We start from the raw sequence: 22,549 nt of genomic DNA on the forward strand, positions 1-22,549 counted from the left end.
TTCCGCCTGCGCGGTTGTCGATTATACTCACGCATTGAAGCCCGTTAAGCGTGAGGAATTTACGATGAGTGATGACATTTTCGATTTTGATATCGATGCCGAATTGGCGCAAGCAGAAGAGAAAGCGGCGCAGAAAGTCAAAGAACTGCCAGAAATCCTTGAGGATGAGGCGGACTGCGAAGGCTGCAAGATCTGATTGCCATCGTTAATAAAGAACCGCTGCGGCGGTTTTTTTATGCCCAAAATCCGTGTTTCAGGCAAAAAAAAAAGCCCGTTTCAGGCGGGCCAACACTTAAGTAGTATGAGGGTTTATTTTTATTACCGACTGCGCTTAGCATACGCGTAATGGTCGGCAAGAGATGTGGGCGTATTGTAACAAAATAGTTGTTGTTGTGTTCCCGTGTTACGCCCACAGGTCAACGCTTAATCCAGCACAAATCCCCAAATCAGCAGCGCCGCCACGGTAACCAGGCAGAGCGTGGAGACGGTTATCAGTATTTTTCCCAGAATGTCTTTTTCTTGTTGCTGCTGTGCCACGTTAAAATTATCCAATTAAGAGCCTGTGGACCAAATCGGCGATACCCAGATCCAGCACTATGACCGTCAGTGCAATCCCCAGCATGGCTGATAGAAATCGAGTTTTACTGTTCAAATCAATACCCATCACCGCGATGCAGTGTTCCCAGAGTAAAGGTTAAACCGCCGGGGCTGAACGCCCGCTTTTGATAATTACAGAGTTTAAGAACCTTTCCAGGACCATAAGTTCCGTCTGTTTTGAGGGGGCCGCTGCGTGTGTTGCTCCGCAGCGGCTGGTGATGCGGAAAAATCAGTCAGTAACAATTCTTACGCCAATTTTACTGATGGCGTTGCCATCCATTTCGGCGATGGTCCAGGTCAGACCATCCCATTCTACCTGGTCGCCGACCACGGGCTCGCCGCCAATCAGTTTAAGGACGAATTGCCCCAGTGTTTGTTGTTCGTCCACGCCTTCCTGCAGGTTAAGCCCATACACCTGTGAAATATCGCTCAGGCGTGCGTCCGACTGCAGGATAAAGTCACCGAAGAAACGCTCATCCATGGTGACCACCGGCGCCTGGCTAAACAGTTTGCCCAGCACCGGTAAGTCATGTTCGTGGCCGATAACGCACAGAATGTCATCTTCACGCAGTCGCGTACTACCGCTGGGGTGCAACAACTCTTTGCCACGGAACAATGCGGCAATGCGCGTGCCCGGCGGCATTTTCAGCTCACGCAGTGCAGCACCCACACACCAGTTTTCTGACGACAGCTGATAAACAAACTGTTCCCATTGGTTTTCAGGGTGTACGTCCAACCCAACCCGCGAAATTGGCGCCAGTGCCGGCGGCACGATTACCTTGGCTTTCTTCGCGGCGAACGACAGCGTGGTGCCTTGCAGTAACAGTGAGACCAGTACCACAAAGAAGGCCACGTTGAAGAACAGCTGAGCATTCGGCAATCCGGCCATCATCGGGAAGACGGCCAGAATGACCGGCACGGCACCGCGCAGGCCAACCCATGAGATAAAGCTGCGTTCACGCAGGGTAAAACTGCGGAACGGCAACAGCCCGATAAACACCGAAAGCGGTCGGGCGAACAAAATCATCCACAGCGACAGCAGCAGGGCAGGGATGGCGATAGGCAACAACTCGTGCGGATTGAGCAGCAGCCCCAGCACCAGGAACATGCCGATTTGGCTCAGCCAGGCCAGTCCGTCGAAGGTCTGGACAATCCCGTGCCGGTTGCGGATCGGGCGATTGCCCAGCATCAGGCCGCACAGGTAGACCGCCAGAATGCCGCTGCCGTCCAGCGCGGTGGTCAGGGCAAAAATCAAAATGCCACCGCTGACGGCCAACAGCGGATACAGGCCTTCCGCCAGTTTTATGTGGTTGATTAGCGTCAACAGCAGCCAACCGCCGCCGAGGCCAAAGACAATCCCCATGCCGAACTGCTGCAGCAAATGGAGCGGGAACATCCAGCTCAGCGTGGTTTCGCCGGCGGAGATCATCGCAATCAGGGTGATGGTAAGAAACACCGCCATCGGATCGTTGCTACCGGATTCGATTTCCAGCGTGGCGCTGACGCGGTCGTTAAGCCCTTTACCGCCCAGCAGTGAAAATACCGCGGCGGCGTCGGTGGAACCGATAATGGCGCCAATCAGCATGCCCTGCAGCAAGTCGAGGTTGAACAGCCAGGCGGCCGCCAGCCCGGTAAGCCCGGCGGTGATCACCACGCCGACGGTGGCGAGGGAAAGTGCCGGCCAGAGTGCCACGCGGAATGAGCTGACACGGGTGCGCATACCACCGTCCAGCAGGATCACGGCCAGTGCCAGGTTACTGACCAGATAGGCCACAGGGTAATTGCTGAAAACGATACCGCCAGGGCCATCGACCCCCGCCAACATGCCGATAGCCAGGAAGATCACCAGAATGGGGATCCCCAGGCGTGAGGAAAATGAACTGAGAAGAATACTTGCTCCCACCAACACGGCACCGATGATGAACAAACTGTTAATGGTGCTGGCATCCAAAATAACGTTCTCCTGCAGGCTGGGGGAAAGGCGTTGCGCGCGGGCGCAGATACCCCATGATGATAGCCTGTTTTTTAGGTAAAACGCCAAGGCTGATTTACAAAACAGTTTGGCATTTATTGTCATTTAAGAAGGAAAGCGTGAGGAAGTGGGGATAAATCGGTGAACTTCTTACTTTTATCTATATTTATCAGCTTGCTGTGGTTCTGTCCTGACAATAAATCTCAATTTCCATTGCGATGGTGGAGGAAAAACCATTAAACCCCCGTCAGGAGGCTTAATGGTTTGCAGGCGTGGTGTGATTAATGATCGAGTGATTGCAAAGCCCGCTTGATCAGCTCGGCAGCCAGTTTGCGTTCTGACTCCGAAATACCGTCAAGGTTAAGGCTGGAAAGCTCGGTGACCAGAATACTGCGGTCCTTGCCGCCGATCGACGCATCCAGTGCGGACAGCAATCGGCCAAGAATTTTTAGCAGGGTGGCGTTTTCTGGTACGGCTTCCGGAGCCGAAGTGTCTTTATCAGTCATTAAAAATCCTCTCTGTCGTGACGGAAGGGAGATACTGCAAACATTGTCGTAATGATAGCGACAACGCCGTCCCTCAGGGTTCATTGAGCCCAATCGCTACCGTAAGGCAGGGATGTGGATTTCCACTTATGCGTTGTAGTTATAACAACTAGCGGCAATATGCTCCAGCATAACTTTGCCTTAACTTTCGCCAACGGGGTGAGCAATGTGTGCTCAGTGGCTCAAATAGGCTGAGGTACGGGTATGCGAAATCATGATATCGGTTAAGGCGTACAGACGTATGACAGCAAACGGCCCAGCATACTGGGCCATTGGCTTATTGCGGTTTTCCGGAGAACAGGAACCGCAGCAGGGGAATGCGTTTGTGCAGCTCATATAAGACGAAGGCACAGGAGAAGACAAACACCAGGCCGAGCACGAAACCCAGCAGATTATTGTCGATATACGGCGTCACAAAAGCGCCATATATCAAGGTCAGTGGGTGGTGCACCAGATATATAAAGAGCGATGCATTGACCAGATAAGTGATTCGGGGTGAGTGATAGTTCAGCAGGTTATGTCCGAATGAGAAAACCACGTTCGCCATCAGGATCCCCAGCAGGGTTTTGATCACCACTTCCAGCTCGAACATATAGCTGCTGTGGGCCAGATACTTCTGATTTAGCATGTAGGCAATGAACAACAGCAGCGAGCCGAGCAGCGACCAGAGTGAGGGCTTGAGAAAAATCTCTTTCAGCCACACATACTTAAAGGCGTAAGCACCCAGGATGAAGAACGGCAGGTAGAACATGGTCTCCATCACCACGAAATTGAACAGGCCATTGGAGAGTAAATGCGGTGCGAAAATTAAAATAATGCGGTGCGCGGCCGAATAGAATAAAGCATAAATAAGAAAGAACAGTGAGATATTTCCTAATCCAGTCATTTTATTTATTGGATAGGGAAGGGTATTGCTTTTAATCGCCTTGATTTTTTTGAACAGATAAAAACAAAGGGTGGTCAGCAATGTCAGGGTTAATAAAAACCACAGATGAGAAACCAGTTCCCAAACTGTGACATTTATTTTCTGATAGAGCGAAAAATTTTCCCAGCCGTTCAATTTATCGGTGAAGTATTTCAGCATGAAAAACTGTGGCACCGTAATTAACGGGATCGAACTCAGCAGCGGGATCGCCACTCGTTCCAGCCTGACCTTCAACCACTTATGGCGCTCATAGCGCTCGTAGAGCATGTACGAGAAGTAGCCGGAAATCACGAAGAACACCTGCATGCGGAAGGCATGGATGAAGTCGTTCAGCACCGTTAGCGAGAAGGAAGGCGTAGCGCTGTTTACCGCCCAGGCGTGGCTGGAATAGATCAGGGACAGATGAAAAGGGATGCCGAGCAACATCAAATAAGCCCGGATCGAATCGAGGAAAAACTCGCGTTGGTTGCTGCCTTTAGTCATAGGTTACCGCTGGTGATTTTATCGAATGGTCATTAACACGCTTAATAAGTCGGCAATGGTTAAATCGAACCTCAAACCCTACTATAGCGTTTCACATTTTTCCATAGCGTCTTGTTGCGGGGCTTGCTACGCTGGTGTTTAGTCAGCTGCTTAAACTATGAGCCATAAACATGAACCATCCATTTATCATGTTGTCGGAAAGCTGAATAATCCATTAATATGGATTTAAATGATTTGAGCACACGAATAGGGGGGGATGTGCTAGTTAATATATTATCCAAGAAACCACGCGCCGCGAGCGTACGTTGGTTAGGTGCGACCGTATTGTTCACGCTGTTTACTTCGCCGGCATGGGCTTTTTCTATTGATGATGTGGCCAAGCAGGCACAGGATCTGGCAGGAAAAGGCTTTGAGGCTCCGAAGAGCAACCTTCCTTCTCAATTCCGTGAGATGAAATTCGCGGACTATCAGCAAATTCAGTTCAATCACGATAAAGCCTATTGGAGCAAGCTGAAAACCCCATTCAAGCTTGAGTTTTATCATCAGGGGATGTACTTCGACACGCCGGTGAAAATCAATGAAGTCACCTCGACCACCGTGAAGCAGATCAAGTACAACCCGGACTACTTCAACTTTGGTTCGGTGAAGCACGATCCGGATTCGGTAAAAAACCTCGGCTTTGCCGGTTTCAAGGTGATTTATCCGATCAACAGTGCGGACAAGAACGACGAAATTATGAGCCTGCTGGGCGCGAGTTACTTCCGCGTGGTGGGTAAAGGGCAGGTTTACGGTATTTCCGCACGTGGCCTGGCGATTGATACTGCATTGCCGTCCGGTGAAGAGTTCCCGCGTTTCCGCGAATTCTGGGTTGAACGTCCGAAGCAGGGCGACAAACATCTGGTGATTTACGCGCTGCTGGATTCACCGCGTGCTACCGGGGCTTACCGTTTTGTGGTCTATCCGGGCCGCGATACCACGGTGGACGTCGAGTCTAAAGTGTTCCTGCGCGACAAGGTCGGCAAACTGGGTATGGCACCGCTGACCAGCATGTACCTGTTCGGGCCAAACCAGCCTTCGCCGACGCTGAACTACCGTCCGGCGCTGCATGACTCTAACGGTCTGTCTATCCATGCCGGCAACGGCGAATGGATCTGGCGTCCGCTGAATAATCCGAAGCACCTGTCCGTCAGCACCTATCAGGTCGAGAATCCGAAAGGTTTCGGTCTGCTGCAGCGCGGCCGTAACTTCAAGGATTACGAAGATCTGGACGACCGTTACGATCTGCGTCCAAGCGCCTGGATCGAACCGCGTGGCGACTGGGGCAAGGGGAAAGTTGAGCTGGTGGAGATCCCAACGGCGGATGAAACCAATGACAACATCGTGGCCTTCTGGACTCCGGACGTGTTGCCGGATGCCAAAACGCCGCTGGCACTAAACTATCGCCTGCATTTCACCCGTGACGAAGACAAACTGCATTCGCAGGACATTGCCTACGTCAGCCAGACCATGCGTTCTACCGGTGATGTGAAGCAGTCTAACCTGATCCGCGAGCCAGACGGCAGCGTGGCATTCCTGGTTGACTTCGTTGGCCCGGTACTGAAAGGTCTGGACGCGGCGACACCGGTTGCCGCTCAGGTGAGCATCGGTGACAACGGTGAAATGGTAGAAAACAATGTCCGCTATAATCCAGTGACCAAAGGCTGGCGTCTGACGGTGCGTCTGAAAGTGAAAGACGACAAGAAGCCGGTAGAAATGCGCGCAGCGCTGGTCAATGGTGATAAGACCCTGTCGGAAACCTGGAGCTATCAGCTACCTGCCAATGAATAAGCCTACTCAACTTGCCCAGGATTATCTTGCGGCAATGCCTCTGACTGCTCAGCAGTCAGAGGCGCTTAAACCCCAGCCGGGAGCGGATGACGCCCAGGCACTGGAGGCGCTGCATCGCAAGATGGGCGCCGCCGATGCCAACGTCAATACGCTGTCGGCGGATGACGTGGCGCTGGCCTCGGTCAAGGCGCGTATCGAAAGCGCCTGGCCGGATGCGGTCAGCGACGACGATTTTGACAATGACGTGGAAGGCCGCAGTATTCTGAAGGCCACGCCGCCGATTAAACGCACCAGCATGTTCCCGGAAGCCTGGCGCACCAACCCGGTGGCGCGCTTCTGGGATTCTCTGCTGGGGCGCTCGCCGCACAACCGTCATGCTTCCAAAGAGGAAGCCGCCGCGGAAAACCGCTGGCGCGTGGTCGGTTCGATGCGCCGTTATGTGCTGTTGGTGCTGATGCTGGTGCAGACCGGTATCGCTACCTGGTACATGAAAACCATCTTGCCATATCAGGGCTGGGCGCTGATCGATCCGCTGGCGATGCTGGACCAGGATCTGATGCAATCGGTGCTGCAACTGCTGCCTTACGTGTTGCAAACCGGCATTCTGATCCTGTTCGCCATTCTGTTCTGTTGGGTATCGGCCGGGTTCTGGACCGCGCTGATGGGCTTCCTGCAGTTGCTGATCGGCAAAGACAAATACAGTATTTCTTCCACCATCAAGGGCGATGAGCCAATCAATCCGGCGCACCGCACCGCGTTGATCATGCCGATCTGTAACGAAGACGTCGAACGGGTGTTCGCCGGCCTGCGCGCGACCTATGAGTCGGTTGCCGCCACCGGTCAACTCGAACATTTCGATATCTACGTGCTGAGCGACAGCTACGACCCGGATATTTGCATGGCGGAACAGAAGGCCTGGATGGAACTGTGCCGTGACGTAGAAGGCCATGGCCGTATCTTCTATCGCCGCCGTCGCCGCCGTGTGAAACGTAAAAGCGGCAACATCGACGACTTCTGCCGTCGCTGGGGTGGCGAGTACAGCTACATGGTGATCCTGGATGCCGACAGCGTGATGAGCGGTGAGTGTCTCACCGGTCTGGTACGCCTGATGGAAGCCAACCCGAACGCCGGTATCATCCAGTCTGCGCCGAAAGCCTCGGGTATGGATACGTTGTATGCTCGCGTGCAGCAGTTTGCTACCCGCGTTTACGGGCCGCTGTTTACCGCCGGTCTGCACTTCTGGCAGTTGGGTGAGTCGCACTACTGGGGCCACAACGCGATTATCCGCGTGAAGCCGTTTATCGAACACTGTGCGCTGGCACCGCTGCCGGGCGAAGGCTCCTTTGCCGGTTCCATCTTGTCGCATGACTTTGTGGAAGCCGCGCTGATGCGCCGTGCCGGTTGGGGCGTGTGGATTGCTTATGATCTGCCGGGCAGCTATGAAGAATTGCCGCCGAACCTGCTGGACGAACTGAAGCGTGACCGTCGCTGGTGCCACGGTAACCTGATGAACTTCCGCCTGTTCCTGGTGAAAGGCATGCACCCGGTGCACCGTGCGGTGTTCCTGACCGGCGTGATGTCATACCTGTCTGCACCGCTGTGGTTTATGTTCCTGGCGTTGTCCACTGCGTTGCAGGTGGTGCATACCCTGATGGAGCCGCAGTACTTCCTGCAGCCACGTCAGCTGTTCCCGGTCTGGCCGCAGTGGCGTCCTGAACTGGCGATAGCACTGTTCTCTACCACTCTGGTGCTGTTGTTCCTGCCTAAGCTGCTCAGTATCGTGCTGATCTGGGCGAAAGGTGCCAAGGAATACGGCGGTGGCGTGCGTCTGTTCCTGTCAATGCTGCTGGAAATGCTGTTCTCGGTGCTGTTGGCACCGGTACGTATGCTATTCCATACGGTGTTCGTGGTCAGCGCCTTCCTCGGTTGGGAAGTGGTGTGGAACTCTCCGCAGCGTGACGACGATGACACGCCATGGAGCGAAGCCTTTAAACGCCACGGTTCACAGATGCTGCTCGGTCTGGTCTGGGCCGGTGGTATGGCCTGGCTGGATCTGCGCTTCCTGTGGTGGTTATCGCCGATCGTGTTCTCGCTGATCCTGTCACCGATCGTTTCGTCTCTGTCGAGCCGGGCGACGCTGGGTATCAAAAGCAAGCGAGCCAAACTGTTCCTGATCCCGGAAGAGTACTCTCCGCCGCGTGAACTGCTGGCGACCGAAGAGTATTTGCAGCTTAACCGTGAACGTGCTCTGGCCAATGGCTTTATGCACGCGGTGGTTAACCCGTCGTTCAATGCTTTGGCGGCTGCGCTGGCGACCGCGCGTCACCACCTGCGGGGTGCTATCGAGCACAACCGTGAAGAGCGGGTGAACGAGGCATTGCAACTGGGGCCGGAGAAGCTGGTGAAGGGCAAACGCCTGGAGCTGTTAAGCGATCCCGTTGCGTTATCGCGCTTGCATCAGCGTGTTTGGTTACTGCCGGAAGGGGCCGCCTGGCGCGAGCACTACCAGCAACTGCCGCACAATGAACGGGCTCATCCGCAAGGTCAACGTTAAGCCTTGACCGGGTAGCTGAAACGGGGAATGCGCATTGCGTGTTCCCCGTTTTTTTTTGGCGCTTCGCTTACGCTATGCTGACAATCTGAATGGAAAAAACTATGTTAACATTCGCGCCGGGCGTTGTTTACTTTCAGAACAACCAGGGTCAAGAGTCAATTTGGTGAATCTTTCTGCTTTTCTTCGGCTGGCATTATTGGCAGCAGGCGTGACGCTGTTAACCGGCTGCGGCAGTATTATCAGCCGCACAGTACCGGGTGCCGGCCACGGCCATCAATATTACCCTGGTGTGCAATGGGATCTGCGCGATACGCCCTGGCGTTATGTCACGGTGATCGATGTGCCGCTGTCGATGGTGGTAGATACCTTTATGCTGCCGTTTGATGCGCAGCACGGGCCTTACGAATAAGCCTGGTCCCGGGTGGCAAACACCAGCAGTTGGTATCCATGCGGGCCGCAGTGGAAGGGGGCCAGCACCGTCATCTTCAACCCCTGCTGATGGGCCGCCAGTGAGTGCGGGTTGCTGTCGTCAATAAACAGAGCGCCAACGTCAAATTCCTCCCGGGTGTGTGCCTTGACGGCGGCGAACAGTTGCTTCAGCACGCCTTTGCCACGCCAGGCGGTATCCAGACACACCGGGCCATACATAAACACCCGCTGTTCATTCAACGGTTGCCCGTTGAACGACTCGCAGGCAAGTTTTTCCAGCATGGCATCCACCACCGGCGGGCGGGGCTGCGCGTCCGTGGTCATCAGGCAAACAAAACCGGCCAACGCCTGATCTTCAACTGCCACCAGAATACCCAGACCCTGGTTAATGCGGGTTAATTGGGCTTCGTTCATACTCGAAACGATAAAACCCTGACGTTTCTGGCTGTCGCTTAAATTGGCCGGGGTATTTTGTGTTTGCAGCTGCAGAATGGCGGGGTAATCCTCGGGGCGTGCCTGGCGGATAATCATGATGCCTCTCTGAAAATGATGGGGAGTTTATGGGCGGGAAGTTTCGCTCCCGCCCGCTATCATTCAACGTTCATCCCACTCGTCGGCGGCGGTTTGGCCCTCTTCGGTATCCAGTGGGGGATCGAGTTGGAAATCCCCTTCTTCCCACTCGTGCAGCGTGTTTTCCTCGATCCATTCGGCGCTGATTTCGACTTCGTCATAATCACCGTCGAAAATGGCCAGTGCGGCGGCACCGCTGCGTAACGTCAGACACTCGACCGATTCCCCTTCTTGCTCAAAGAACTCGGCCTGCCACAGGATATCACCATCCTGCATCACGTACTTTTGCAGATTGAACTGTTGTGGCACCGGCGGTTGATCATCGTTACCGCTTTCGGCGGACTCAATAAATTCCTCGCGCGCTGCTTCAATTGCTTCTTCCAGGGTTGCATACAGGCTCATGGTTATCTCCAGTAGTGAGGGTAACGAAAGGATTTTGGCCGTGCCAAAACGCCATGACTGACATCAAAAGTAATTGTTGCTGCACTGGCGCAGGATGCAAATTTTTTTGTTGTCCGTTTCGCGACGATGGTTGTCCGCCAAGCGGGAGCAGGTCATCTTCCGGCAGGAAATAATAAGGCATCGCTTATGACAGCCCAGGAGATCGCCATGTTAGCCAACCCTTCAATCAAATATCGTCCTTTCCCGCCGGTGGTATTGCCGGAGCGTCAATGGCCCGGTCGTACCCTGCAGCAGGCGCCGCGTTGGTGCTCCAGCGATCTTCGTGATGGCAATCAGGCGCTGGCAGAGCCGATGGATAACGACCGTAAGCGCCAGTTCTACCAACTGCTGTTGCAGTGTGGGTTTAAAGAGATTGAGGTGGCGTTTCCTTCGGCGTCGCAAACCGATTTTGATTTTGTTCGCTCATTGATTGATGAGCAACTGATCCCGAACGACGTCAGCATTCAGGTCTTGACCCAGTCGCGTGATGACCTGATCGATCGCACCTTTGAGGCATTGCGGGGGGCGCCACGAGCTATTGTGCATTTGTATAACGCCACCGCGCCGATGTTCCGTGAAATTGTGTTTAAGCAGGATAAGGCGGCAACGGTGGCGCTGGCAGTCAACGGGGCGCTGCGTATTCGCCAGCAGTGCGAGCAGCAGCCGGAGACTGCCTGGACCTTTGAGTATTCGCCGGAGACCTTCTGCTTTACCGAGCTGGAGTTTGCGTTGGAAATTTGCGAAGCGGTAGCGGATGTCTGGCAGCCTGGCCCCGGGCGGCCGATGATCATCAACCTGCCGGCGACGGTAGAAGTCAGTACACCGAACGTTTACGCCGACCAGATTGAATGGTTTTGCCGTCGCTTCAGTCAGCGAAATCGGGTGACCATCAGCGTGCATCCGCATAACGATCGCGGTACCGGAGTCGCCTGCGCCGAACTGGCGATGCTGGCCGGCGCCGATCGGGTGGAAGGCTGCCTGTTCGGTAATGGTGAGCGCACCGGCAATGTTGACCTGGTGACGCTGGCGCTCAATCTGTATACCCAGGGTATTGCGCCGGGGCTGGACTTTAGCCAGTTGAAGCAGCTGGTGGAGGTGGTCGAGCAATGCAACCAACTGCCGGTGCACCCACGTCATCCTTATGCTGGTGAACTGGTTTTCACCGCCTTTTCCGGCTCGCATCAGGATGCGATCAAAAAGGGGTTCGCCGCCCAGCAGCAGCGACAGGATGGCCTGTGGCAGGTGCCTTATCTGCCGCTCGATCCGGCGGACGTCGGCTGCAGTTATGAAGCGGTGATCCGGGTTAACAGCCAGTCGGGTAAAAGTGGGGCGGCCTGGCTGCTGGAACAGAACCATGGATTGTCGTTACCCCGCGGGCTGCAGATTGATTTCAGCAAGGTAGTGCAGCGATCGACCGACGGCAGCGGCAAAGAGATGACCACCGCCGAGTTGTGGCGACTGTTTCGCCTCAGTTATGGCCTGGTCGAGCAACCGCGCTTGCAATTGCTGAGCTATCAGACCGAGAGTCACAGCGTCGAGGCCTACAGCTTCAGTGCCCGGGTGTTGTTCGAAGGGCAACAGCAGCGGTTGCTGGGCGTAGGGAACGGCCTGTTGTCCAGTGCCGTGGATGCGCTGCGTCAGAGTTTTGGACTGAATCTGGCGATAGAGGACTACCACGAGCATACATTAGGGCATCAGAGCCACAGCCGCGCCGTAGCCTACATTCGCTGTACGCTGGCGCACGGTGAGGCGGCTTATGGCGTGGGCATCGACGTCGATTCCGCCAGTGCCTCGTTGCAGGCACTGTTCAACGTTGCCGCACGTTATTTGGCGAAATAAGCACTGGGCGCGACGCCGAGCAGGCGACGGAACATGGCGCTGAAAGCACTGGGGCTGTCGTAACCCAGATCCAGCGCCACTTCCAACACCGAATGCCCGGCGGCCAGCGCATTCAATGCCGCCAGTAACCGGGCACGTCGCACCCAGTCACCAAAGCGCAGCCCGGTCTCACGCTGAAAGCGCCGTGACAGCGTGCGGCCACTGACGTTGATGTAACGGGCCGCCTGCTCCAACTCCCAAGGGTGTGCCAGCGATTGCTGAATATGCCGACACAGTGTCAGCAGCGCCTCAGTGCGCGGCTCGGGTAGATTCAGTGGCAAAATAGGCAGCACGCGCAGCTCATCCAGGATCAGCTCCATGATCCGCTCTTCACGTCCTCCGGTGGGGTAGTCCGCCGTAATATCCATCGCACAGATAATCAGTTCGCGCAGCAACGGGGAAACCTGCACCACTTCACAACGTGCCGGCAGATCGGCGCGCGCCAGCGGATCGACCAGCAGAGCTCTTGCCGCGACCTTGCCGGTGATGCGCAGGCTGTGCTCAACCCGTGCCGGCAGCCAGACGCCGCGCCCTGGCGGTACCACCCAACTGCCCAGACGGGTATTGACCTGCACCACGCCACTGAGGCTATGAATCAATTGCGCGCAGTCATGGTAGTGGGGCGGCTCGAAGTCGCCGTGCTGGTAATCTTTGGCAATCGGTACAATCGACCGGTTGGCGGGCACAGCGTCATGGAAAAGCAGCATTGTTTGGGGCATCCCCAGTCCGCGGAAAGTTATAACGGCAGCATGCCATGCTGAAACCTTTCGTACCAGCCTATGGTGCGGTGGGGGAATATAGTTTATAAATATACAATATATTATTTTATAAACTATATGGAGGGGTGATGGATATCGACAGCATGCGGCAGGCGGCAGCGCAGGCCGGAACATTACTGCGGACGCTGGGCAATGAGGATCGCTTACTGTTGCTGTGTCAGCTCAGCCAGGGCGAGATGTCGGTAGGGGAATTGGCTCAGGCGTTGGCGATCCGCCAGCCGACACTTTCACAACAGCTTGGCGTGTTACGTCAGGAAGGGTTGGTAGCCACACGCCGTGACGGCAAGCAAATTTACTACGCGGTCAGCGATGAAAAGGCGCTGGCAATACTGGGCATCCTGTATCAACTCTACTGTCCAAAACCGGGAGAGACACAATGACCATTGACTGGCTGCATTTTACGCCGTTATCGGCCCTGGCTGGCGGAGGGATTATTGGTATCGCGGTCACGCTGCTACTGGTGTTTAACGGCCGTATCGCCGGCATCAGTGGGATTACCGGGGGTTTGCTGACGCCGCGGGGCAAGGAGAAAGCCTGGCGGGCCGCATTTCTTGTCGGGCTGTTGGTATCGCCCTGGCTGTATGGTATTGGCGCACCCTTACCGGCAATGCCAGTGAGTGGCAGCAGCCTGTGGCTGATCGTGGCCGGATTGTTGGTGGGGTTGGGTACCCGGTTGGGCGGCGGCTGTACCAGCGGCCATGGCGTTTGCGGTACGGCAAGACTGGCACCGCGTTCGCTGGCGGCCACGGCGGTATTCATGCTGCTGGGCTTTGCCACGGTCTGGGCAGTTCGTCACTGGGTGGGAGGCTAACACCATGTTCAGATACCTGTTTGCTTTACTGAGCGGTGCGATTTTTGGCCTTGGCCTGATCGTTGCCGGTATGGCCAATCCGGCCAAGGTCTTGGCGTTTCTCGATATTACCGGCCATTGGGATCCGTCGCTGGCATTGGTGATGGTGGGGGCAATTGCGGTGGCGGCACCGGCGTTTCTTTGGGCTCGCCACCGACAGCGCAGTTTGTTGGGGGAGGAGATGCAGATCCCAACCAACCGTCGTCTCGATGGTCGTTTACTGGCAGGCAGCGCGTTGTTTGGCATTGGCTGGGGCATGGCGGGCATTTGCCCTGGGCCGGCCTGGGTACTCGCCGGGGCGGGCTCTTCGGCGGGCTGGCTGTTCGTGGCGGCGATGCTGGTGGGCATGGCACTGTATGAAATCATTATGATGCGGAGACGTAATGCCAATAGCTAACGCGATGGAGTAACCGAGGGCCTGGGAGGCATAAAAAAGCCAGCGCACCGGGCGCTGGCTGAAGGGTAAACGAAACAGTAATCAGGCGTTGGCAGCCGGTTTCTGTGCGCTTTTGCCCTGAGTGTTTTCCATCATGCGGCGGATCGGGACGATCAGCAGGGTCAATACTGCGGCGCAGATCAACAGCGCAATTGAGCAGCGTGCGAACAGATCAGGCAGCATACCCAGTTGGTCGGCTTTCACATGGCCACCGATCAGACCGGCCGCCAGGTTACCCAGCGCGCTGGCGCAGAACCACAGGCCCATCATCTGGCCACGCATTCTTTCCGGCGCCAACAGGGTCATGGTCGCCAGGCCGATAGGGCTAAGGCACAGCTCACCCAGCGTCAGCATTAAAATACTGCCGACCAGCCACAGCGGAGACACGCCCGCGCCGCCGTTGCTCAGCACGTTCTGCGCAGCCAGCATCATCAGCCCGAAGCCCGCAGCGGCAAACAGAATACCGATAACGAACTTGGTGATGCTGCTCAGACGGATTTTGTTACGCGCCAGTGCCGGCCATGCCCAGCTAAATACCGGTGCCAGCAGGATGATAAACAGGGCGTTGATCGACTGGAACCACACCGCCGGGATCTCGAAGTCGCCAATCATACGGTTGGTATAGTCGTTGGCAAACAGGTTGAACGAGGTCGGTTTCTGTTCGAAGGCTGACCAGAAGAAGGCCGCGGACACCAGCAGGATGAAGCAGACCAACAGGCGGGCGCGTTCTTTACGGCTCAGGCCGGCAAACACGAACAGGTAAATGAAGTACAGGGTGACCGAGGCGGCAATCACGTAAACCAGCGTACTGGCCACAGCGACCGGGTTAATCACGATGATGCCCTGGGCAATCAGGGTGATAATCACCGCCGCACCGACGGCCAGCGCAATCAGCCAGGCACCGACGCCGTTTTTCTTGGCGACCGGGCTGTTCCAGGTGGAGTCCAGGCCCACTTCGCTGTCATAGCGTTTCATCGCCGGGACGGCAAAGACGCGGAAGATCACCAGCGCCACCAGCATGCCGATACCCCCGATACCGAAGCCCCAGTGCCAGCCGTGGGAACGGATCAACCAGCCGGAGATCAACGGGGCGATAAACGAGCCCATGTTGATGCCCATATAGAACAGCGAGAAACCACCGTCACGGCGGTTGTCGCCTTTCTTGTACAGCGTACCGACCATCACCGAGATACAGGTTTTGAACAGGCCGGAACCCAGCACGATAAACATCAGGCCGATGAAGAACAGGTTGTTGCCCATAAAGGCAGACAGCGCGATCGACAGGTGGCCGAGGGCGATCAGAATTGAGCCGTACCAAACCGCCTTTTGCTGACCCAGCCAGTTATCTGCCAACCAGCCGCCCGGCAGGGCAGCCAGATACATGCTGCCGGCAAAAATACCGACAATCGCCGAAGCATTTTCACGTGCCAACCCCATGCCGCCGTCGTAGACCGTGGCGGCCATAAACAGGATCAGTAATGGGCGAATGCCGTAAAACGAGAACCGCTCCCACATTTCGGTAAAGAACAGGGATCCCAGCGGATAAGGATGGCCGAAGAAGGTCCGGCTTTCTTGGTTATTAACAGAGGATTGCATAACGTCTTCCCAATAAAATGCGCCGCATTGATGCAGCTTATATTGTGGTATGTATGTGTATTTAAGGAAGGTGATCCACCCAGTGCGGATTACCCGACAAAACCGCAGCCGCAGCGCCCGTTAACCGTGGAAAGCGCGTCGGCCTTTTTTCACTTGGCCAATGCTTTACATTGGGCGTGATATTATTTAACCATTTGATAACTGGATGGTGGTTTTGTCTAGTCCCTGTATCCCATTTTTTAGATGAAAAGTCGACAAACATCTCCTTTCCTGGTTTTTATGTTGGTTACGGCGGGAATGTTATTGACAGGTGGTTTATTGCACTAAAAGTTAATAACTTTTTTAAAAACAAGCAATTGCATTAAGAATTATCTGATGAGCACTGGCTGAGGGATACTGAGGGGTATCAATACTAAAAGTAGGGTAAACGGGCCGTCAGCCCATTTAAGTGAGGGAACTGGTGATAAATACGGCTATTACTCTTCCTGCAGGGTGTCTTCCCTCATCCGCGCCGGTCGGCGTTGCAAACACCACCAGGAATAAATCGCGTTGAACAGCACCACCACGGCGGTGACGCAGAATACCGCGCGAAAGCCATAGCTGGCGGAGACGGCGGCACCCATCAATGGGCCACTGACGTTGCCTATATCGCGGAATGATTGGTTATAGCTGAAAATCCGCCCGGCTACCTGATTGGTGCAGTTATAGATCAGCAAGGTTTGTACCGCCGGCAACAGCGCACCGTCGGCCGCACCCAGCAGGAAGCGCAGTACGCCGAGTTGCCACGGGGTTTGCACAAAGGCCATCGGGATCAGCAATAGCACCGATACGATCAGCATAAACACCAAAATGCGCTCCGGGCCGATCCTGTCGCCCAGCTTGCCCAGCCGTGGCGCACTCATTAGCGCGGCGACGCCCGGCACCGAGGCGATCAGGCCACTGACAAAGGCCAGATTATGAATATTACCGGCCAGATCACGCACGTACAGCGTCAGGATCGGCGCTATGGATCCGGTAGCGACTTGAATAATCATGGTGGTGACAAACAGACTGAGGATCAGCTTGGGGCTCTTGAGCGCCGCAAACACCTGACGGGCGTGCAGCATGTCTTTTTTCTGCACCGGGGTGAATTGTTCTTTGACATACAGCAGCGTCAGAACAAAGCAGGCCAGCAGCACACCGGCGGTAATGTAGAACACCGGACGCAGGCCATATTGGTCGGCTAGCAGGCCACCAATCAGTGGCCCAATCAAGGCACCACTGACCCCGCCGGTGGACAGGGTACCCAGCGCCCAGCCGCTGCGATTGCGCGGCACCTGAGTGGCGATCAGCGCGTTGGCGTTGGGGATAAAACCGCCGAGCAGGCCCAGTACCGCGCGCAGCGCCAAAAATTGCCAGATATTCTGCGCCATGCCCATCAGCAGCATCACAATCGCCATACCCAGTGCCGAGCGCAACAGCATCAGCTTACGTCCGCGCCGGTCAGCCAGCCCGCCCCAGAATGGGGAGGCAATCGCAGAAAACAGGAAGGTGATACTGAAAACCAGGCCAGACCACATGTTCAGCGCCTGGTGGCCGGTGACGCCAAGGGTTTCTACATAAAGCGGCAGGAATGGCATGATCAGGCTGAAGGCGGCACCGGTGAGGAAACACCCCAGCCAGGTGACAAAAAGATTGCGTTTCCAGTTGATGGGTTCTGGTGCCGAAGCCATATTTTCCTGCTGCATAAGGTGGGGCGCTTTGCGGACGTGCACAAGCAAGGGGGCAAAGCAAAAAAGTTAGCCTGATAAGTATGCGCTTAATTATAGGCGGCATCAATTGATGTGGGGAGGGATAGACGGAAAATGAAATAAAGTTTTAAAAATAGAATATTGGCAGTATTCCGCGCTGTGCGCGCGGAAAATCGGCAGATTTAAAGCCCGGCGAGCAGTTCAAAACCACTGGCGGTGGTGGAGAGGGCGACATCGGTAATCTCATAGTGCGCTACGGCGTTGAAGGGATCCTGCGCGACAATGGCGTCCAGTTGGGCGCGATCTATGCCCTTCACCAGGATCACACCGCCGGTGCGCGGATTCTTACGGCCGGAGGCGATGAAGGTGCCGTCCTGGAAATATTTCTTCAGCCAGGCAATGTGCCCTTCAAGGTGGCCGTCGACTTCTGCTATCGGGCGGTGGTAGGTCAGGTTAACGATGTACATAACAACTCCAGGATTAGCGACGAAGGCTTTACCATCCCACCGTTACCGCCGATTCTCAAGATCAGCGGAATAAAAAACCCGCCGTGCGGCGGGTTAGCGGTCAGTACAGTGAGGGTTCGCCTTCCGGACGAGTTTTAAAGCGGCGATGCAGCCACATGTACTGATCCGGTGCCATCAGGATCTCCTTCTCCACCACCTTGTTCATAAAGGCTGCGGCCTCGAACTCATTATCCAGCGGGAAGTTTTCCACCGCCGGCTGCATGATCAGTTCGTACCCTTTGGCGTCCGGCAGGCGGCGTGGGGTAAAAGGAATAATCGCGGGTTTACCCATTCTCGCCAGTATGTAGCTGCCGGTGGTGGTGGCGGCTTTCTCCACGGCGAACAGCGGGGCGAACACGCTGCTGCGCGGACCGTAGTCGTGATCCGGGGCGTACCAGATGATGTCGCCCTGTTTCAATGCGCGGATCATGCCTTTAACGTCTTTACGGTCCAGCATCGATTTGTTGGAACGCATGCGACCCCAGGTTTGCAGCCAGTCCATCAGCTTGTTGTCGTGCGGCCGGTAAACGCCGATACCTGGGTTATGAATGCCAAAGATCCGGGCACCGAGCTCCAGCGTCAGGAAGTGCAGGCCGATCAGCAGTACACCCTGATGGTTGTCTCGAGCCTTCTGAATATGTTCCAGCCCGCTGACCTGGAACCAGCGCTCGATACGCCAGTTTGGCCAAAACCACGCCATGCCGGTTTCAAATAACCCCATGCCGACGGACTCAAAGTTCTGAACCACCAGTGCATCACGCTCGGCCTGTGGCATATCAGGGAAGCACAGCATCAGGTTACGCTGGGCAATCTCCACGCGGCGTCTGAGAAAACGCATGGAAAAACGACCCAGCGAGGTGCCAAGGCGATAGATAATCGGGTAAGGCAGCAAGACCAGCAGATAGAGCAAACCGATGCCGATCCAGGTAAGCCAGTAACGCGGATGCAGTAAAGAGCGATTAAAAGAAGGAACTTGAGTCATGTGTTCTCAGCTTAGAAGCAGTCATTTAATGATAATAACAGAATGATGGGAGGGCCAGTTCTGCACCGGAGCCTTGACCCTGCACGATTTTCTGCCGTTTATAACCGACTATTGTGGCATTTTTATCGCACAACGTGAAAAGGCACCGCATTAAAACATCATTTTTAATGATAAACGGATATAAGTTGGCCAATAATTCGACAGAACCGCTCTAAAGGATAAAATCCGTAAGCGACAGACGCGTATTATACCGCGCAATTATTCAGGGGGTTTTATGTTGGCATCATGGTTAAGTGCGGGACTATTGGTTACCGGGGCATTGCTGGGCAGCCTGGGGGCCCACCTGCAATTTAATCCGTTGCTGGCGGTGTCGGGCGTCGCCCTGTTGGCGGGGATCGTGATTTCCGGTTTTACCGAATGCCGGGGCGGGCGCTGAGCCTCACCCCGGTTTCCTCAGCCGTTTTTAAACAAGCCTTTTAATACGTGCGGTTCAGAGCGCCAATATTGCGGCGGTGCACTGACCTTTTCACCCAGTTTAGCGGCGGCGTGCCAAGGCCAGCGTGGGTTGTATAGGATGCCGCGAGCCAGCGCGATCATATCCGCCTGCCCGGTGGCGACAATCGCTTCCGCCTGCTCCGGCTCGGTAATCAGCCCGACCGCGATGGTGGGCAGCCCGCTTTCCCGCTTGATGGTTTCGGCGAACGGTACCTGATAATTAGGGCCCACCGGGATCTTCTGCTGTGGTGAAAGGCCGCCGCTGGAAACGTGAATATAGTCGCAGCCCAGCTGTTTCAGCGTTTTTGCCAGCGCAACCGACTGCTGCTCATCCCAACCCCCCTCGACCCAGTCACTGGCGGAAATACGTACGCCGAGTGCCTTGTGCGCCGGGAACACGGCACGCACTTCAGTGTAAATTTCCAGCAGCAGGCGCATGCGGTTTTGCAATGAGCCGCCGTACTGGTCGTTGCGCTGGTTAGCCAACGGTGAAAGGAACTGGTGCAGCAGATAGCCGTGCGCGCCATGTAACTCAATCAATTCAAAACCGAGCCGATCGGCGCGTTTTGCTGCGTCAACAAACTGGGCTTTCAAGCGTTCAATCTGTTCCAGGCTCATTGCCGCGGGAGACTCATCCTGCTGGGCGAAGGGGATCGCGGAGGCGGAGAGCGTCTGCCAGCCACCGTTGGCGGCATCAAGTTGACCACCGCCTGCCCAAGGGACAGCGCAGGAGGCTTTGCGCCCGGCATGGCCCAGTTGAATACCCAGTGGCATGGTGGCGTGTTTTTTCACTGCCTGTACCACATCCGCTAACGCCTGTTCGGTTGTGTCGTCCCACAGGCCGAGATCGTTGGGGGTAATACGCCCTTCAGGCGCCACCGAGGTGGCCTCTACAATCAGCAAACCGGCACCGGACAATGACAGGTGCCCAAGATGCAGGGTATGCCATTCGGTGGCTTTGCCGTGTTCGGCGGAATATTGGCACATGGGTGCGATAATAATACGGTTGGGTAAACTCAGTTTTCCCAGCGTTATCGGGGTAAATAGCTGACTCATGACGTCCTCCAGATCCGTGGCCAATAGGGGATAAGCTCCCACTAGGAGTATCGGGATTTGTGAACAGCGTCAAGTTTCCAGCGCATCGCCTCATCGACGGGTTATTGCTGTTTTGAGCCACATTTTCGGGTATCATGTGGGCCGCGCGTGGGCCGGCGGTCGGCGCGTGTTCAAATCAGTCACCTCCCGAAAGACAGGAAAGTACACCATGCCAGTGTTACATAACCGAATTTCTAATGAGGAACTGAAGGCGCGCATGCTGGCGGAAACCGAGCCGCGCACCACAGTTTCTTTTTATAAATATTTCACCATCGAAGATCCCAAAGCGTTTCGCGACAGCCTGTACGTTCAGTTCGACAAGCTGAAGGTGTTTGGCCGCATTTATGTGGCGAAAGAGGGCATCAACGCGCAAATCAGCGTGCCGCAGAATAAGTTTGAGGCGTTCAAAGCCGCGCTGTTTGCCTCGCATCCGGCGCTGGATCAGGTGCGTCTGAATATCGCTCTGGAAGACGATGGAAAATCCTTCTGGGTGCTGCGCCTGAAGGTGCGCGAACGCATCGTTGCCGACGGTCTGGATGATGAGAGCTTCAACCCGGCAAACGTCGGTGAGTATCTGCAGGCCGATCGCGTTAACCAGATGATTGACGATCCGGATACGCTGTTTGTCGATATGCGTAACCATTACGAGTATGAAGTCGGCCACTTTGAAAACGCTATCGAAGTGCCTTCAGACACTTTCCGTGACCAACTGCCGATGGCGGTTGAAATGCTGCAGGACAATAAAGACAAGAATATTGTCATGTACTGCACCGGCGGTATCCGCTGTGAAAAAGCCAGTGCCTATATGTTGCATAACGGCTTCAAGAACGTCTATCACGTGGAAGGCGGGATTATCGAGTATGCGCGTAAGGCCAAAGAGCAGGGATTGCCGCTGAAGTTTGTCGGCAAAAACTTTGTGTTTGATGAGCGTATGGGCGAGCGGATTTCCGACGACGTGATCGCCAATTGCCACCAGTGCGGTGCGCCTTGCGATACTCACACCAACTGCCTGAATGACGGCTGTCACCTGCTGTTTATTCAGTGTCCGAGCTGTGCGGCCAAATTTGAAGGCTGTTGCAGCGAGATCTGCCGCGAAGAGTTGAAGTTGCCGCGTGAAGAACAGCGTGCGCGCCGTGCCGGCCGCGAAAATGGCGTCAAGATTTTCAATAAGTCGAAAGGGTTATTGCAGACCACGATGCACATTCCGGCACCGGAAGATGAAGGCCCGGCAAGCTGAGCCAACAGTAAGCGCGGCAGCCTTGCCGCCGCGCTTTGATATTACTTCGCGCGAACGCCTTCCACAGAAATAATCAGCTCCACGTCCTGCGATGCCGGGCCGAGATCGGTGGTGATGCCAAAGTCTTTCAACTTGATTTTGCCGTTGGCTTCAAAGCCGGCACGGTAGCCGCCCCATGGATCATTGCCCTGGCCGATCAGTTTGGCGTCCAGCGTGACCGGTTTGGTCACGCCGTTCAGCGTCAGGTTACCGACCACCGCATAGCCTTCGCCGTTCTTTTTCACTTCAGTGGATTCAAATGTAGCCTGCTTGTTCTTTTCCACGTTCAGGAATTCGGCGCTGCGCAGGTGTTTGTCACGCTCAGCGTGGTTGGTATCGACGCTGGCGGTGTTGATCGTGACGTTAACCTTGTCCTTGGACGGATCTTTTTCGTCGAAGGTGAAGCCGCCGTCAAAATCCTTGAAGGTGCCGTACAGCCAGCTGTAACCCAGGTGTTGGATGCGGAACTCGATAAAGGCGTGTTGACCCTGTTTGTCGATCTTGTAGTCAGCAGCCAGCGCGGAACCAGCGCTCAGCAGCAGTGCGCCTGCGGTCAGGCCCAGTACGGTTTTCTTCAACATAG

Annotated in this window: 23 protein-coding genes; 10 read left to right on the top strand and 13 right to left on the bottom strand. The window is 55.4% G+C overall.

Annotated features, from left to right (window positions below; all coding sequences use genetic code 11):
- Window positions 1–64: 64 nt before the first annotated feature.
- Window positions 65–196 carry a hypothetical protein gene (locus NHG65_RS09455; protein ID WP_012006291.1) on the top strand — a complete coding sequence of 44 codons (132 nt, stop codon included), beginning with the start codon at window positions 65–67 and terminating at the stop codon, window positions 194–196.
- Between the two features lie 227 nt (window positions 197–423).
- Here the strand turns inward: NHG65_RS09455 and NHG65_RS09460 are convergent, their stop codons facing one another.
- From NHG65_RS09460 to mdoC, 4 genes are all read right to left on the bottom strand, one after another.
- Window positions 424–552 (bottom strand): hypothetical protein, encoded by a 129-nt coding sequence (locus NHG65_RS09460; RefSeq protein ID WP_255408972.1) that lies wholly within the window; start codon window positions 550–552, stop codon window positions 424–426.
- Window positions 553–826: 274 nt separating this feature from the next.
- Window positions 827–2,548 carry a potassium/proton antiporter gene (locus NHG65_RS09465; RefSeq protein WP_099061648.1) on the bottom strand — a complete coding sequence of 574 codons (1,722 nt, stop codon included), beginning with the start codon at window positions 2,546–2,548 and terminating at the stop codon, window positions 827–829.
- A gap of 302 nt (window positions 2,549–2,850) precedes the next feature.
- Window positions 2,851–3,075 (bottom strand): hypothetical protein, encoded by a 225-nt coding sequence (locus NHG65_RS09470; RefSeq protein WP_085116203.1) that lies wholly within the window; start codon window positions 3,073–3,075, stop codon window positions 2,851–2,853.
- Between the two features lie 316 nt (window positions 3,076–3,391).
- Entirely contained in the window at window positions 3,392–4,522 is a 1,131-nt protein-coding gene (mdoC, locus tag NHG65_RS09475; RefSeq protein WP_499183211.1) for a glucans biosynthesis protein MdoC, read from the bottom strand.
- A 258-nt stretch (window positions 4,523–4,780) separates the two neighbouring features.
- On the opposite strand from mdoC, the gene NHG65_RS09480 reads away from it, so the two are divergent.
- From NHG65_RS09480 to NHG65_RS09490, 3 genes are all read left to right on the top strand, one after another.
- The gene (locus NHG65_RS09480; RefSeq protein WP_176980288.1) at window positions 4,781–6,349 is read left to right on the top strand and encodes a glucan biosynthesis protein G; all 1,569 of its coding nucleotides are present in this window, start codon (window positions 4,781–4,783) and stop codon (window positions 6,347–6,349) included.
- Entirely contained in the window at window positions 6,342–8,903 is a 2,562-nt protein-coding gene (mdoH, locus tag NHG65_RS09485; RefSeq protein ID WP_099061645.1) for a glucans biosynthesis glucosyltransferase MdoH, read from the top strand. Before NHG65_RS09480 ends, mdoH begins: the two co-directional genes overlap by 8 nt.
- Before the next feature lie 163 nt (window positions 8,904–9,066).
- Window positions 9,067–9,312 carry a YceK/YidQ family lipoprotein gene (locus NHG65_RS09490; protein WP_099065689.1) on the top strand — a complete coding sequence of 82 codons (246 nt, stop codon included), beginning with the start codon at window positions 9,067–9,069 and terminating at the stop codon, window positions 9,310–9,312.
- Here NHG65_RS09490 and NHG65_RS09495 read toward each other — a convergent pair.
- Window positions 9,303–9,863 carry a GNAT family N-acetyltransferase gene (locus NHG65_RS09495; protein ID WP_499183212.1) on the bottom strand — a complete coding sequence of 187 codons (561 nt, stop codon included), beginning with the start codon at window positions 9,861–9,863 and terminating at the stop codon, window positions 9,303–9,305. The two genes, NHG65_RS09490 and NHG65_RS09495, sit on opposite strands and share 10 nt — an antisense overlap.
- A 63-nt stretch (window positions 9,864–9,926) precedes the next feature.
- Entirely contained in the window at window positions 9,927–10,304 is a 378-nt protein-coding gene (locus NHG65_RS09500) for a MysB family protein (RefSeq protein WP_499183213.1), read from the bottom strand.
- A gap of 207 nt (window positions 10,305–10,511) precedes the next feature.
- On the opposite strand from NHG65_RS09500, the gene leuA reads away from it, so the two are divergent.
- Window positions 10,512–12,182 (top strand): 2-isopropylmalate synthase, encoded by a 1,671-nt coding sequence (gene leuA / locus NHG65_RS09505; protein WP_499183214.1) that lies wholly within the window; start codon window positions 10,512–10,514, stop codon window positions 12,180–12,182.
- Here the strand turns inward: leuA and NHG65_RS09510 are convergent.
- On the bottom strand, window positions 12,167–12,928 hold the full coding sequence (locus NHG65_RS09510) for an AraC family transcriptional regulator (RefSeq protein WP_085116211.1): 762 nt from the start codon (window positions 12,926–12,928) through the stop codon (window positions 12,167–12,169). The two genes, leuA and NHG65_RS09510, sit on opposite strands and share 16 nt — an antisense overlap.
- Window positions 12,929–13,068: 140 nt before the next feature.
- Between NHG65_RS09510 and NHG65_RS09515 the strand changes: the two genes are divergently transcribed.
- The 3 genes from NHG65_RS09515 to NHG65_RS09525 are packed head-to-tail and all read left to right on the top strand — an operon-like array spanning window position 13,069 to window position 14,247.
- Window positions 13,069–13,380, top strand: a complete 312-nt coding sequence (locus NHG65_RS09515) for an ArsR/SmtB family transcription factor (protein WP_085116212.1) — start codon at window positions 13,069–13,071, stop codon at window positions 13,378–13,380.
- Window positions 13,377–13,811 (top strand): YeeE/YedE family protein, encoded by a 435-nt coding sequence (locus NHG65_RS09520; protein WP_207977709.1) that lies wholly within the window; start codon window positions 13,377–13,379, stop codon window positions 13,809–13,811. Before NHG65_RS09515 ends, NHG65_RS09520 begins: the two co-directional genes overlap by 4 nt.
- Before the next feature lie 4 nt (window positions 13,812–13,815).
- Window positions 13,816–14,247: a DUF6691 family protein gene (locus NHG65_RS09525; protein WP_499183215.1), complete on the top strand. Its 432-nt coding sequence runs from the start codon at window positions 13,816–13,818 to the stop codon at window positions 14,245–14,247.
- Between the two features lie 81 nt (window positions 14,248–14,328).
- Here the strand turns inward: NHG65_RS09525 and NHG65_RS09530 are convergent, their stop codons facing one another.
- The 4 genes from NHG65_RS09530 to NHG65_RS09545 all read right to left on the bottom strand — a co-directional run bounded on the left by NHG65_RS09530 (window position 14,329) and on the right by NHG65_RS09545 (window position 19,100).
- The gene (locus NHG65_RS09530; RefSeq protein WP_099065683.1) at window positions 14,329–15,882 is read right to left on the bottom strand and encodes a peptide MFS transporter; all 1,554 of its coding nucleotides are present in this window, start codon (window positions 15,880–15,882) and stop codon (window positions 14,329–14,331) included.
- Window positions 15,883–16,358: 476 nt separating this feature from the next.
- Window positions 16,359–17,594, bottom strand: coding sequence for a multidrug efflux MFS transporter MdtG (mdtG, locus tag NHG65_RS09535; RefSeq protein ID WP_261415783.1), 1,236 nt, complete (start codon window positions 17,592–17,594; stop codon window positions 16,359–16,361).
- A gap of 200 nt (window positions 17,595–17,794) precedes the next feature.
- A complete protein-coding gene (locus NHG65_RS09540) occupies window positions 17,795–18,079 on the bottom strand; it encodes a YciI family protein (protein WP_085116217.1) in 285 nt (94 codons plus the stop codon).
- Window positions 18,080–18,179: 100 nt separating this feature from the next.
- Window positions 18,180–19,100, bottom strand: coding sequence for a Kdo(2)-lipid IV(A) acyltransferase (locus tag NHG65_RS09545; protein WP_099064821.1), 921 nt, complete (start codon window positions 19,098–19,100; stop codon window positions 18,180–18,182).
- 274 nt (window positions 19,101–19,374) lie between these two features.
- On the opposite strand from NHG65_RS09545, the gene NHG65_RS09550 reads away from it, so the two are divergent.
- Complete coding sequence (locus NHG65_RS09550) at window positions 19,375–19,536, top strand: histidine kinase (protein ID WP_099064822.1); 162 nt, start codon at window positions 19,375–19,377, stop codon at window positions 19,534–19,536.
- A gap of 17 nt (window positions 19,537–19,553) precedes the next feature.
- Here NHG65_RS09550 and NHG65_RS09555 read toward each other — a convergent pair whose 3' ends face one another.
- On the bottom strand, window positions 19,554–20,651 hold the full coding sequence (locus tag NHG65_RS09555) for an NADH:flavin oxidoreductase/NADH oxidase (RefSeq protein ID WP_499183216.1): 1,098 nt from the start codon (window positions 20,649–20,651) through the stop codon (window positions 19,554–19,556).
- Between the two features lie 208 nt (window positions 20,652–20,859).
- Here NHG65_RS09555 and trhO point away from each other — a divergent pair, with 208 nt between their 5' ends.
- The gene (gene trhO / locus NHG65_RS09560) at window positions 20,860–21,927 is read left to right on the top strand and encodes an oxygen-dependent tRNA uridine(34) hydroxylase TrhO (protein ID WP_129934975.1); all 1,068 of its coding nucleotides are present in this window, start codon (window positions 20,860–20,862) and stop codon (window positions 21,925–21,927) included.
- Between the two features lie 41 nt (window positions 21,928–21,968).
- Here the strand turns inward: trhO and NHG65_RS09565 are convergent, their stop codons facing one another.
- On the bottom strand, window positions 21,969–22,547 hold the full coding sequence (locus NHG65_RS09565; protein ID WP_099064825.1) for a YceI family protein: 579 nt from the start codon (window positions 22,545–22,547) through the stop codon (window positions 21,969–21,971).
- Window positions 22,548–22,549: the final 2 nt, after the last annotated feature.

The organism is Serratia myotis (assembly GCF_027474885.1).
Lineage (GTDB): Bacteria > Pseudomonadota > Gammaproteobacteria > Enterobacterales > Enterobacteriaceae > Serratia > Serratia proteamaculans.